We start from the raw sequence: 12,622 nt of genomic DNA, 5'->3' as shown, positions 1-12,622 counted from the left end.
TGGCGCGACCGGTGGGGCCGCTGGTGGGGGCAAAACGGACACACTCCTCAAGAATCCCGCCCCCGAGACCTGTTCGCCGTCGATCCTAAGCCAGGTTCCGCATGACTTGGACTACTCGGTCAGTTCCTTGCGCAGACGGCCCTCGTCCACGCGCCAGAACGTGTGCTGCCTGCCGTCGACGAGGACCACGGGGATCTGCTCCCAGTACTCGTCGTGGAGCCGCCGGTCCTCGGTGATGTCCTTCTGCTCCCAGGGCACGCCGAGATCGCCGCAGACTTTCTCCACGACCGCTTGAGCGTCGTCGCACAGATGGCAGCCCGGCTTACGGATGAGTGTGACGAACCGGTCACGCGGGTCGGCCTTACGCCGAAAGAGGGGACTCATGCGGGCCATTCTCGCGCTTCTTTAACGGCCAGGTCGCGGAGAGTTCACAGCCTTCAAACCTCACGACTCCGGAACCACCGAACAAAATGGCTATGCTCACGCCATGGCCGCTCTCGGATGGCTCACTCCCCGTAGGCGCTCCGCCACGGCGCGGAGCGTGTTGGCAGGCGAGGCCTCGGCTGAGGCCGCGCGCAAGTCCTCGCAGGACGCCCAGGACACACAGGACGCCCTGGACGCCCTGGACGCCCGGGACGTCACGGACCGGGAACCGGAGTTCCCGGTGCTCGGCGACGACAAGGCCGCCGCGTTCTTCGACCTGGACAACACCGTGATGCAGGGTGCCGCACTGTTCCACTTCGGGCGCGGCCTGTACAAGCGGAAGTTCTTCGAGACCCGGGACCTGGCGAAGTTCGCCTGGCAGCAGGCCTGGTTCCGGCTGGCCGGCGTCGAGGACCCCGAGCACATGCAGGACGCGCGCGACTCGGCGCTGTCCATCGTCAAGGGCCACCGCGTCGCCGAGCTGGAGTCGATCGGCGAGGAGATCTACGACGAGTACATGGCCGACCGCATCTGGCCGGGCACCCGGGCGCTGGCCCAGGCCCACCTGGACGCGGGCCAGAAGGTCTGGCTGGTCACGGCGGCCCCCGTGGAGATCGCACAGGTCATCGCGCGCCGGCTGGGCCTGACGGGCGCGCTGGGCACGGTGGCGGAGTCGGTCGACGGGGTCTACACCGGCAAGCTGGTCGGCGAGCCCCTGCACGGCCCCGCCAAGGCGGAGGCGGTGCGGGCGCTGGCCGCGGCGGAGGGCCTGGACCTGACCCGCTGCGCCGCCTACAGCGACTCCCACAACGACATCCCGATGCTCTCCCTCGTCGGCCACCCCTACGCCATCAACCCCGACGCCAAGCTGCGCAAGCACGCCCGGGACAAGGACTGGCGCCTACGGGACTACCGCACCGGCCGCAAGGCGGCCAAGGTCGGCATCCCGGCGGCAGCGGGCGTGGGCGCCGTAGCGGGCGGCACCGCGGCAGCGATCGCCCTGCACCGCCGCCGCCGGTAGCCACGTGCCTCGGGGCTCGGCCGGCACGGATGGCCGACGCGGGGCCGGGACACGGGCCGGGACACGGGCCGGGACACGGCTGAGCCGCGCGCTGAGCCGCGGGTCGAGGAACGCTGGGGCCGCGGGACGAGACGCGGGGCCAGGACGCGGCTCGCGTCAGGGTCGGAGACGCCGGTCGGGGCACAGCTGAAGCCGCAGGCCGCGACGCGAGGCCACGGCACCGGTCGAGATACGGCTGGGGCCGCAGGCCGAAACTCGGGCCGAGACGCGGGACCGGGACACGGGTCGAGCCAAGGTCGGAGACACCGGTCGAGACACGACCCAAGCCGCAGGCCGGGACGCGAGGCCACGGCACGGGTCGAGACGCAGGCCGAGACGCCGGCCGTGACGCGGCTGGAGCCGCAGGCCGAAACTCGGGCCGAGCCACGGTCGGAGACGTCGGTCGCGACGCGGCCGAGACGCGAGGCCAGGGCACGGGTCGGGGCACGGCATGAAACGCGGGTCGAACACGGGTCGGACGGGAATACCTGACCGGTGCCCCAACACGCCCGGAGGTTGCCGCAACGCGCACTTTTCCGATCAACAAGCGCTCAGAATACGGCACTTGAACGGGCGTCAAACGATTACGGAAGCGACGTAATCGGTGTTTTGAGCAACTGGGTGTAGCAGTGCCTGCACGAAGCGTTATTCTCCTGGGACGCAAACCGGCACCCCTCCGTCGCTACGACGGGTGAAAGGTCCGGCACTGCACGTGATGGAAGCTCTGCCTCTGGGAGTCCCGTGTACCCACACGTCGGGGTTGACGCCTCGGGCCTGGCTACGCTCCGCGCGACAGTCGCGACGGTCAAAGCGACGTTGCGCGGCTTCGTCCCCACCGCGTACGCCGTCCCCGCCTTCGCCACGGCCGCGCCCGTAGGCCCGTGCTACGCACTGGCCGAGGGCGGCGCCGCGGTCGGCAGACGGGGGCGCTCGGCGGGCTCGGCCACCACGCGCCGGCCGGCCGCGGACAGCGACAGCGCCCGGATGATGGATCTCGTGGAGCGGGCCCAGGCCGGCGAGGCCGAGGCCTTCGGCCGGCTCTACGACCAGTACAGCGACACGGTCTACCGGTACATCTACTACCGGGTGGGCGGCCGGGCGACCGCCGAGGACCTCACCAGTGAGACCTTTCTGCGCGCCCTGCGCCGGATCGGGACCTTCACCTGGCAGGGCCGCGACTTCGGCGCGTGGCTCGTCACCATCGCCCGCAACCTCGTCGCCGACCACTTCAAGTCCAGCCGCTTCCGCCTCGAGGTCACCACCGGCGAGATGCTCGACGCCAACGAGGTCGAGCGCTCCCCGGAGGACTCCGTCCTGGAGTCCCTCTCCAACGCCGCCCTGCTGGACGCCGTACGACGGCTCAACCCACAGCAGCAGGAGTGTGTGACGCTCCGCTTCCTCCAGGGTCTTTCCGTCGCCGAGACCGCCCGCGTGATGGGCAAGAACGAGGGCGCCATCAAGACCCTCCAGTACCGGGCCGTGCGCACGCTGGCCCGGCTCCTGCCGGACGACGTGCGCTGACGACCGCCACCGCGCGGACACACCGCGCGCGGGAACGCCGGGTGGCGCTCAACTCACGCCCGGTAAAGGCAAGTTGACTTTCCGAACCGGGTGCCCGTCGTCCGTAACCCAAGTGCCGCGCCAGTCGTTGTGCGGGATACAGGCTCCCTGTGGTCACGCCCCGGTCGGCCCTGATCACTCGATCAGGTGGATCGGTCGAGGGCGTGCAACCCTCAGGACCCCCTGGGGAGTCGACCGTCATGACGAGAGGAGGTGCCGCCAGTGATCGCGAACGTATCGGCGCACCGGCGGGCGAACGCCTTCGCCCAGGCCCTGGAGGAGCAGTCCGACCGGGACACGGTGGCCGAGCAGACCGAAGGACCGGCGCAGCCGGACCCGGCCGCCGCGGAACAGACCGAGCAGGGCCGGCTGATGGCCCTCGCGGGATGTCTCGGCGCACTGCCCAAGCCGCAGCTCGACCCCGACGTCAAGGTCGTCCAGCGGGCTCAGCTGGTGGCCGCGATGGAGGCCATGCTGCGGGAGGGCACCGCGGGCGAGGCGGCTGACCCTTCGGTCCCCGGACAGCGTTCCGAGCGGGGCCGTGGCGCCCACCGGGCGAGCCCGCTGGGGAAACTGCGACCGCGTTCACGGCTGACCAAGGGACTCGCCGCCGGCGGGCTCAGCGTCGGTGTGGCCGCGGGGGCGTTCGGCGGAGTCGCCGCCGCGAGTTCCGACGCCCTGCCCGGCGACTCGCTGTACGGCCTCAAGCGCGGCATCGAGGACTTCAAGCTGAACTACCTGGACGACGGGGACAACGAACGCGGCCAGAGCTACCTCGACCAGGCCTCGACCCGGCTGAGCGAAGCCCGGCGGCTGATGGAGCGCGGCCGCGGCGGCCACCTCGACCACGAGTCGATCGGCGAGATCCGCCGCACGCTGTCCGGCATGCAGCACGATGTCTCGGAAGGCCACCGGCTGCTCCACGCGGTGTACGAGCGCGATCCCGACTCGCTGGGCCCCATCCAGGCCCTCTCCGCCTTCTCGCGGTCCCACCGCGAGGCCTGGGGCGCGCTCCGGGACAAGCTGCCCGTCCAGCTCGGGGACGTCAGTAAGCAGGTCTCGTCGGTGTTCGACGCCATAGACGAAGAGGTCGCCCCGCTCCAGTCCCTGCTGCCGCAGCCCGCCCAGCCCGGCGACGGCAAGCGGCACAGCTCCGGCACGACGCCCAGCGGCTCCGCCGGCACACACCGGTCGACCACGCCCGGCACCGGCGACGGCTCCGCCCCCGGCCACCAGTCGAGCAGCGGCAGCCCCAGCGGCTCCGCCTCCAGCAGCACCGGCGACGGTCTGCTCGGCGGCAACACGGGCGGCCTCCTCGACCCCCCGAAGAGCAGCGGCAGCGCCTCCCCGTCCGCCGGCAAATCCCCCACCACCGCCCCGGACGTCACCCTCCCGCCCCTCCTACCGGGCCTCCTCCCCGGCCTGGGCATCGACGGCGAGGACAACGGCAACTAGAACCAGCGGCGGGGGCACCCCTCTCGGAAGGGGTGCCCCCGCCGACGTACTGCTCAGAAGAACACCGACCGCCGCTGCACCAGCAGCTTGGCCCCTCCTGCCGGCTGCACTCGCACAGCTCCGCAGGCTTCGCGACAGCCGCGCCGGACTCTCGCCGGCGGCTCCACGCGGCCGACACCCGGCGCTCCCCGGCGCCCGATCCACGAAACCGCCACCGCCACCGGCACCCTCAGAAGAACACCGACCGCCGCTGCACCAGCAGCTTGTAGAGGGTGTGCTGGATCTGTTCCCTGACCTGGTCGGTCAGGTTGAACATCAGCATCGGGTCCTCTGCGGCCTCCGGCGGGTAGCCGTCCGTGGGGATGGGCTCACCGAACTGGATGGTCCACTTGGTGGGCAGCGGGACCGCGCCCAGGGGGCCCAGCCAGGGGAAGGTGGGCGTGAGGGGGAAGTACGGGAAGCCGAGGAGGCGGGCCAGGGTCTTGGCGTTGCCGAGCATCGGGTAGATCTCCTCCGCCCCGACGATCGAGCAGGGGATGATCGGAGCGCCCTTGCGCAGGGCCGTGGAGACGAAACCGCCCCGGCCGAACCGCTGGAGCTTGTAGCGCTCGCTGAAGGGCTTCCCGATGCCCTTGAAGCCCTCCGGCATCACCCCGACCAGCTCGCCCTGCCCGAGCAGCCCCTCCGCGTCCTCGGTGCACGCCAGGGTGTGGCCCAGCTTGCGGGCGAGCTCGTTGACCACCGGCAGCACGAAGACCAGGTCGGCGGCGAGGAGGCGCAGGTGCCGGCCCGCCGGGTGGTGGTCGTGGACGGCGACCTGCATCATCAGGCCGTCCAGCGGCAACGTCCCGGAGTGGTTGGCGACGATCAGCGCACCGCCCTCGGCGGGGATGTTCTCGACGCCCTTCACCTCGACCCGGAAGTACTTCTCGTACACCGGCCGCAGCAGGGACATCAGGACCTGGTCGGTGAGCTCCTCGTCGTAGCCGAAGTCGTCGACCTCGTAGTCCCCGGTGAGCCGGCGGCGCAGGAAGGCCAGCCCGCCGGCGATCCGCCGCTCCAGACCGCCGTCACCGCCCTCGGCCCGCGGCTTCTCGAGCGGCGTCTCCTCGCTGGTCACGGGAACATCATCCGGCGCGGGTGCCCGGTTGGGCAGGGGCTGGACCTCGCGGACCAGGCCCCCTTCTCCGTTCTTCAGCCTGCTCCCCGCGCTCCGGCGCCGCGGCGGCCGCTGCACGGCACCCCCGCGGGACCGGTCGTCGTCGAACGGAATGACCTTGGCGTCAGCCATCGTTGCTGCGCTCCTCAGTTGGCGCTCTGCGTCGGGAGGTGGCCGCTGCCCCGCAGGGTCAGCCCGGAGATCCGGTCGACGGCCCCGGCGAGGGCCTCCGGCGGCAGCAGCCCGGGGCCGTGGCTGCGGGCGAAGTCCGCAAACGTTTCAGCAGTCGTGTACTTGGGCTGGAATCCGAGCGTCTCGCGCATCTGGTCGGTCGCCACCACCCGCCCGTGGGTGAGCAGCCGGATCTGCTCGGGTGAGAAGTCCGTCATTCCCAGCGTACGCACCAGGGACCCGGCCCACGTGACGGCGGGCAGCAGCAGCGGCACCGTGGGGCGGCCCAGCCTCCTGGAGCACTGCGAGAGCAGCAGGACGCCGTCCCCGGCGATGTTGAAGGTGCCGCTGTTGAGCGTGCCGCGGCGCGGCTCGTGCGAGGCGATCCGCAGCACCTCGATCACGTCGTCCTCGTGCACGAACTGGAGCCGGGGGTCGTAGCCGAACACGGTCGGCAGGACCGGCAGCGAGAAGTACGAGGCGAGCGGGGTGTCCGCGGTCGGCCCCAGGATGTTGGCGAACCTCAGCACGCACACGGCGACGTCCGGCCGCCGGCGCGCGAAGCCCCGTACGTATCCCTCGACCTCGACCGTGTCCTTCGCGAAGCCACCGCTGGGCAGGGACTTCGGCGGGGTCGTCTCGGTGAACACCGCCGGATCGCGGGGCGCGGACCCGTACACGTTCGTACTGGACTTCACCACCAGCCGCTTGACCGTCGGGGACTTCTGGCAGGCGCCGAGCAGTTGCATGGTGCCGATGACGTTGGTCTCCTTGACCGTGGTCCGGCTGCCGGTGCCCAGCGCGGTGCCCGTCACGTCCATGTGGACGACCGTGTCGGCGCCCGTCTCCGCGAGCACACGCGCGATGGTGGCCTGCCGGATGTCGGCCTGGATGAAGTCGGCGCCGCCCAGGTGGTGCTCGGGCTGCACCGCGTCCACGGCCACGACCCGGTCCACCTCGGGGTCACGCTGGATCCGTCGTACGAAACGGCCCCCCAATTGACGGGCCACTCCGGTCACGAGCACGACCTTTCCCAAGATCAGCGCCTTCCTTCCAGCCCTCGTCACAGACTTCGCCCAGCCCGCGTTCCCCGTGTGCGGCCAACTTAGCGGGTCGATGTTGCGCTGTGATGACCGCCCAACGCGGCACGTGACGGAAATTCCCCCTTCGGAATATGACTGTGGCCCCCCACCGGTTTCCCGTGGGGGGCCACAAAGCCACGCTCTCGGCGTCGCTTACTTCTTGTTGCGACGCTGAACGCGCGTGCGCTTGAGCAGCTTGCGGTGCTTCTTCTTGGCCATCCGCTTGCGCCGCTTCTTGATAACAGAGCCCACGACTACCCTCGCTCACTTCTCATCACTCGGTGCTGGGCGCCATGGGCCCATACGACCTACGAGGGGCTAGCCTACCCCCGCAGGGCGCCGAGCTTGTAATCGAGGTGTTCCGGAGGGTTCTCCGGCGGTCGCCGTCAGGCGGTTTCCACCCCCACATAGCTCTCTCGGAGGTACTCGTGTACCGCTTGCTCCGGGACGCGGAACGACCTCCCGACCCGGATGGCGGGCAGATGACCGCTGTGCACCAGCCGGTACACGGTCATCTTCGACACTCGCATCACCGAGGCGACTTCCGCCACGGTAAGGAACTGAACCTCGTTCAGAGGCCTCTCGCCAGCTGCAGCCATGACACACCTGAACCTTCCGCACTCGACGGCCACCGGCTTCCCCTTCCGGTGACTCTTCGTCGTTGCGTGCTCACTCCCCAATGTAGGGGCGGGTGATGCGAGTGGGGAAGAGGTGCACCCATCGGCGGCCTACTGTGACAGACACGCTCGATTGAGTACGTAGCGGGTAAGCGGACGGTAGTAAGGGGACCGCACACCGTCATCAAGTGGAACGACCACCGACACCGACCCCTCGGCCTCTCCCACGAACAGCGCAGGGTCGTCCGTATCCGCCAGCCCGATGGCCTCGAAACCCAGCTGACCTGCGCCGCAGACCCACCCGTGGTCCCCGATCACCAATTCCGGCAACGGGCCTCCCGCCTCGGCCGCCGCCGCCAGCGCGGTCCGAACCGGGAGCGGTGAGTGCGTGTGTGCGCCGGGCTCACAACCGGGGCGTTCGGCCTCCGGATCTCGCATCAGCCCGACGCCCCGTACGTAATCAAGGTTGTGCGTGCGTAGGCCGAACCGGGTCGTTATGTCGACACAGCGACCCTGCGCCGGTGTGAGGACCTCACATCCCGCCGCCGACAGGGCGTCCGCCAATGCGGCGTAGAAACCGAGCAGCCGATGAGGGTGCCCGGTACCCAGCAGCACCGGTCCCCGCCGCCGGGCGGCCGACCCGACCCGCTCCGCGAAGGCATCCAGCGCGGCCAGCGTGAGCTCAGGGTCGATCACATCATGCCCTGAAGTGTGCGCCGGATCGGCCGAAACCCCACACTTGTCCGCCATCAACGCGATCAGATCCCGCTCGCCCCAGTTCCACTCGGGATCTATCCCGATCAACACCCTCGGATCGCCGGCCGCGAAGAGCCGATAACTGCGCAGGCTCACCTCCCTGGACGTCGCCACCGTCCCGGCCAGCCGAGCAGCCAACAGATGCGCCCGGAGCGCTCCCGTGCTCAACACGGGAGCGATGCTGACGGACGGGACGGGCGGGAAGCCGGGGAACAGGGGAAGACCCCACGGTTGGCCTAACGCCGGCCGGTATTACTCAGCCCGTCCGGCGTTTGAGGGCGAGGCCGTTCAGGCCGAAGCGGGGGTCTGGGGGCGGCAGCCCCAGCGGGGTTGCAGGGGCGGAGCCCCTACGCCAGCAACCCCCGCAACGGAAACACCGCCCGCCGCGTAGCCAACACGGCCTGATCCAGGCGATCAGCCGGGTCGTACCCGTCCTCCCACGCCGCCCACCCCACCGGCCACCGCCCATCAGTCATCCGCGCCGGCGCCAACTGCCGAGTCCGCGCGAACACTTCCTGCCGCCACCCGTCAGGGATCATCGCCTCCGGCGCGACCTCGTGCCCCGCGGCGACCCCCACCAGATGCGTCCACGACCGCGGCACGACCTCCACCACCGCGTACCCGCCCCCACCGAGGGCGACCCACTTCCCCCCGGCGTACTCGTGCGCCAGCGAATGACACGCCACCTGCACGGCCCGCTGCGCGTCCAGCGACACCGCGAGATGAGCCAGCGGATCCTCGAAATGCGTGTCGGCCCCGTGCTGGGTCACCAGCACCTGCGGCCGGAAATCAGCGATCAGCTCCGGCACCACCGCATGGAACGCCCGCAACCACCCCGCGTCCCCGGTCCCCGCCGGCAGGGCCACGTTCACGGCCGACCCCTCCGCCGCCCCCGCCGCGCCCGTCTCCTCCGGCCACCCCGTCTGGGGGAACAACGTACGAGGATGCTCGTGCAGCGACACCGTCAGAACCCGCGGGTCCTCCCAGAACGCCGCCTGCACCCCGTCCCCGTGATGCACGTCGACATCCACGTACGCGACCCGCTCCGCGCCCAGCTCCAGCAGCCGCGCGATCGCCAGCGCCGCGTCGTTGTAGACGCAGAACCCCGAGGCGCCGCCGGGCATGGCGTGGTGCAGCCCGCCCGCGAAGTTCACGGCGTGATCCGCGTCCCCCCGCCACACGGCCTCCGCCGCTCCCACCGACTGCCCCGCGATCAGCGCGGACACCTCGTGCATACCGGCGAAGGCGGGATCGTCCATCGTCCCGAGCCCGTACGACCCGTCCGCCGACCCCGGATCCGCCGACGCCGCCTTCACGGCCTCGATGTAGTCCTCCCGGTGGACCAGCCGCAGCGTCGACTCCCCGGCGGGCTTCGCCGCGACGACCTCCACCTCCCGGTCGAGCCCGAAGGCACCCACCAGTCGCCGGGTCAGCTCCAGCCGGACCGGATCCATCGGATGGTCCGGGCCGAAGTCATAGCCCGTTACTGCCTCGTCCCACATCAGCTGTGCGCGGCCGCTCATGCCCGCCACCGTATCGGTCCGGTTGAGCGGCGAACGACCTGGCGTACACCAACGTCACCAGCACCAACACCATCGGCACAAGCATGGCCCCCCGGTAGCTCCACGCATCGCCCAGCGCCCCCACCAACGGCGAACCGACGAGGAAGCCGACGTAGTTGAAGATGTTCAGCCGAGCGATGGCCGCGTCCGAAGCCCCCGGGAACAGCCGCCCCGCCGCCGCGAAGGTCTGCGGCACCAAGACGCACAGCCCCAGCCCCAGCAGGGTGAACCCGAGCATCCCGACCCACGCCCCCGGCGCGCCCGCCACCACCGCGAACCCGAGCGCCGCCACCAGGGCCCCCAGCCGCACGACCGTCGCGGCCCCGAACCGCCGCACCCCGAGGTCCCCGATGGTCCGGCCCAGCAGCGTGGTCACCATGTACACGTTGTACGGGACGGTCGCCAGCTGCTCCGAACTGCCCAGCGTGTCCTGAAGGTACTTCGCACTCCAGTTGGAGACGGTCGAGTCCCCGATGTAGGCGAACGTCATCACCAGGCACAGCGGCAGCAGCAGCTTGAAGACAACGCTCCCGCCGTCCTCCTGGCCCCGTTCCCCCTCCCCTTGGCCGTCCAGGGCCGCCGGGTCACCGTCGACGTACCACCGGCTGCCCACGACAACCGCCGGCAGCAGCACCGCCACCACCGGCAGGTACGACACCCACAGCGCCAGATGCCAGTGCGCCCCCACCCAGGCCAGCGAGGCCCCGACGATCCCGCCCAGGCTGTACGCGGCGTGGAAGCTGAGCATGATGCTGCGCCCGTACGTCCGCTGGAGGCTCACGCCGAGCATGTTCATCGAGGCGTCCAGCGCACCGACCGCGAGCCCGAACGCGGCCAGGGCCACCCCCAGCTCGGCCATCTGCCCGCCCGCTCCGACACCCAGCAGCGCCAGCAGCACCACGGGCTGGGACCAGCGCAGCAGCCGGCTGGGCCGTATTCGCTTCACCAGCTGTTCGGTGGTCACACTGCCGACTCCGGCGAGGATCGGCACGGCGGCCAGGAAGACGGGCAGCAGCCCGTCGGACACGCCGTACCGGTCCTGGATGCCGGGGATGCGCGTCACCAGCAGCGCGAACGTGGCGCCCTGCGCGAAGAAGCTGAACGCCAGCGAGGCCCTGCCGCGCCGCAGCACATCTGTCATGGCGGCGAGCGTAGGGCCCCGGCGTACCGGTGGGTAGATCAAGTAGAAGGTGAATTCCGCTCAGCTTTGCTTCGCCGCTCAGCCGGCGAGTACGACCTCACGCTTCTCGGCCTCCTCGGCCGCGTTCTCCACCTCGGCCCGCACCAGCTCCTCCATCGGCCCGGCGGCCAGCGCACCGCTGAACAGCATGCCCAGGACGATCGCGACGGCCATGATGACCCCGCCCAGCCACACCATGGTGTCGACGGGGATCGTGTAGGCACCCACGGCCCGTGCGACGCACTCGGCGAGCAGTGCCACGCCCCAGACGACGGAGAAGACCCGCTCCTTGCGCAGGAAGACCGCCGAGCCGGCCACGGCGCCCGAGGCCAGCCGCTCCCAGGCGGCCTCCTTGGCGGCGTCGTTCTTCACCAGGAACGGCTTCAGACCCGCGGTCATCATGGGCTTGCCGAGCGCCACGGAGACCAGGACGCCGATCGCGACCGTGCTGCTGACCGCGCTGTCCTTGGCGAGCATCAGCCGCGGGTCGCCGGAGACGAAGCTGAGCAGGAGGGAGACGACGTTCACCACGAGGATGAGCCCGGCGAGACCGTTGGTCCTGCGCTCCTTGACCGCGCTCCACACGGTCCGCGCGGCCGGCACCACGCTGCTCCAGGCGAGCGCCGCGAAGGTGCTCATCCCGAAGGCGTCCTTGAACAGGTAGTACGAACCGAGAGGCACCGCCACGTCCACGATCAGCGGGGCGAAGGGGTTCTTCTTGCTCGTCTTCGTCGTCATGCCCTCAGCTTCGCGCAGCGGGCCCGTACCGCAGTAGAAACGATCGTCCAGGGCTCGGCATGACATTTGTCAGCGCAGCAGGGCTGACAACTCACCCATGTCGGAGAAGAGTTGACCGGCACCCGCGAGCTTCGCCGGAGGCGTCATCGCGGTGAACCCGTACACCTCCATCCCGGCCGCCCTGGCCGCCTGGACCCCCAGTGGGCTGTCCTCCACGACCACACACCGCTCCGGCGCGACGCCCATCCGCTCGGCCGCGTACAGGAACAGATCGGGTGCCGGCTTGCCCCGCCCCACGTCCTGGGAACTGAAGATCCGCGACTCCTCGAACCACCGGTCCAGGCCGGTCGCCCGATGCCCCACCCGGATCCGCTCATGACTCCCGGACGAGGCCACGCAGTACGGCACCCCGTCGGCGGCCAGCTTCTCCAGTACGTCACTCACGCCGGCCACCGGCTTCAACTCCCGCTCGAACGCGGCGAAGACGCGGCCGTGGAAGACGTCGTCGAACTCGTCCGGCAACCGCTGCCCCGTGCGCTCCAGGACCAGATCGTGGATCCGGTGCATCGCGGACCCCATGTAGTCGCGAATGGAGTCCTCGTAGGTCGTCGGGTGCCCGAGCTCGGTCAGATAGGCGGCCAGCAGCCGGTTGGAGATCGGCTCGCTGTCGACGAGGACGCCATCGTTGTCGAAAATGATCAGGTCATAGCGCATAGCTAGACCCTAAACGCAGAAAACCCCCGCACCGTGAGGTGCGGGGGTTTTCCCAATATTTGTTCGGCGGTGTCCTACTCTCCCACAGGGTCCCCCCTGCAGTACCATCGGCGCTGTGAGGCTTAGCTTCCGGGTTCGGAATGTA

General features: G+C 70.2%; 13 protein-coding genes and 1 rRNA gene. 3 read left to right on the top strand and 11 right to left on the bottom strand.

The window, feature by feature from the left end:
* Window positions 1-111: 111 nt before the first annotated feature.
* The gene (locus ACFY01_RS37920; RefSeq protein WP_390740329.1) at window positions 112-393 is read right to left on the bottom strand and encodes a glutaredoxin family protein; all 282 of its coding nucleotides are present in this window, start codon (window positions 391-393) and stop codon (window positions 112-114) included.
* A gap of 94 nt (window positions 394-487) precedes the next feature.
* Between ACFY01_RS37920 and ACFY01_RS37915 the strand changes: the two genes are divergently transcribed.
* The 3 genes from ACFY01_RS37915 to ACFY01_RS37905 all read left to right on the top strand — a co-directional run bounded on the left by ACFY01_RS37915 (window position 488) and on the right by ACFY01_RS37905 (window position 4,498).
* Window positions 488-1,444 (top strand): HAD family hydrolase, encoded by a 957-nt coding sequence (locus ACFY01_RS37915; RefSeq protein WP_390740328.1) that lies wholly within the window; start codon window positions 488-490, stop codon window positions 1,442-1,444.
* Between the two features lie 780 nt (window positions 1,445-2,224).
* Window positions 2,225-3,004, top strand: a complete 780-nt coding sequence (locus ACFY01_RS37910; protein ID WP_390740327.1) for an ECF subfamily RNA polymerase sigma factor, BldN family — start codon at window positions 2,225-2,227, stop codon at window positions 3,002-3,004.
* Window positions 3,005-3,265: 261 nt separating this feature from the next.
* Window positions 3,266-4,498 (top strand): DUF5667 domain-containing protein, encoded by a 1,233-nt coding sequence (locus tag ACFY01_RS37905; RefSeq protein ID WP_390740326.1) that lies wholly within the window; start codon window positions 3,266-3,268, stop codon window positions 4,496-4,498.
* Between the two features lie 229 nt (window positions 4,499-4,727).
* On the opposite strand, the gene ACFY01_RS37900 is transcribed toward ACFY01_RS37905, so the two are convergent.
* The 10 genes from ACFY01_RS37900 to rrf form a co-directional block, all read right to left on the bottom strand.
* A complete protein-coding gene (locus ACFY01_RS37900; RefSeq protein ID WP_390740325.1) occupies window positions 4,728-5,789 on the bottom strand; it encodes a lysophospholipid acyltransferase family protein in 1,062 nt (353 codons plus the stop codon).
* Window positions 5,790-5,803: 14 nt separating this feature from the next.
* Window positions 5,804-6,865, bottom strand: coding sequence for an NAD-dependent epimerase/dehydratase family protein (locus tag ACFY01_RS37895; protein ID WP_390740324.1), 1,062 nt, complete (start codon window positions 6,863-6,865; stop codon window positions 5,804-5,806).
* A 198-nt stretch (window positions 6,866-7,063) separates the two neighbouring features.
* Window positions 7,064-7,162: a 30S ribosomal protein bS22 gene (locus ACFY01_RS37890; RefSeq protein WP_003948845.1), complete on the bottom strand. Its 99-nt coding sequence runs from the start codon at window positions 7,160-7,162 to the stop codon at window positions 7,064-7,066.
* A gap of 134 nt (window positions 7,163-7,296) precedes the next feature.
* Window positions 7,297-7,509: a helix-turn-helix domain-containing protein gene (locus tag ACFY01_RS37885; protein ID WP_004984898.1), complete on the bottom strand. Its 213-nt coding sequence runs from the start codon at window positions 7,507-7,509 to the stop codon at window positions 7,297-7,299.
* Between the two features lie 129 nt (window positions 7,510-7,638).
* On the bottom strand, window positions 7,639-8,454 hold the full coding sequence (locus ACFY01_RS37880; RefSeq protein WP_390740323.1) for a phosphatase: 816 nt from the start codon (window positions 8,452-8,454) through the stop codon (window positions 7,639-7,641).
* Between the two features lie 176 nt (window positions 8,455-8,630).
* The gene (locus ACFY01_RS37875) at window positions 8,631-9,806 is read right to left on the bottom strand and encodes an acetoin utilization protein AcuC (protein ID WP_390740322.1); all 1,176 of its coding nucleotides are present in this window, start codon (window positions 9,804-9,806) and stop codon (window positions 8,631-8,633) included.
* The gene (locus tag ACFY01_RS37870; protein ID WP_390740321.1) at window positions 9,757-10,986 is read right to left on the bottom strand and encodes an MFS transporter; all 1,230 of its coding nucleotides are present in this window, start codon (window positions 10,984-10,986) and stop codon (window positions 9,757-9,759) included. Before ACFY01_RS37870 ends, ACFY01_RS37875 begins: the two co-directional genes overlap by 50 nt.
* 78 nt (window positions 10,987-11,064) lie before the next feature.
* Window positions 11,065-11,763, bottom strand: a complete 699-nt coding sequence (locus ACFY01_RS37865) for a VC0807 family protein (protein ID WP_390740320.1) — start codon at window positions 11,761-11,763, stop codon at window positions 11,065-11,067.
* A gap of 69 nt (window positions 11,764-11,832) precedes the next feature.
* Entirely contained in the window at window positions 11,833-12,477 is a 645-nt protein-coding gene (locus ACFY01_RS37860; protein WP_390740319.1) for an HAD family hydrolase, read from the bottom strand.
* A gap of 61 nt (window positions 12,478-12,538) precedes the next feature.
* Window positions 12,539-12,622, bottom strand: a 5S ribosomal RNA gene (gene rrf / locus ACFY01_RS37855); the annotation flags it as partial.

This window comes from Streptomyces sp. NPDC001480 (assembly GCF_042894725.1).
In the GTDB taxonomy this organism is placed as follows: Bacteria; Actinomycetota; Actinomycetes; order Streptomycetales; family Streptomycetaceae; genus Streptomyces.
This window is presented reverse-complemented; position numbering and strand designations above follow the sequence as displayed.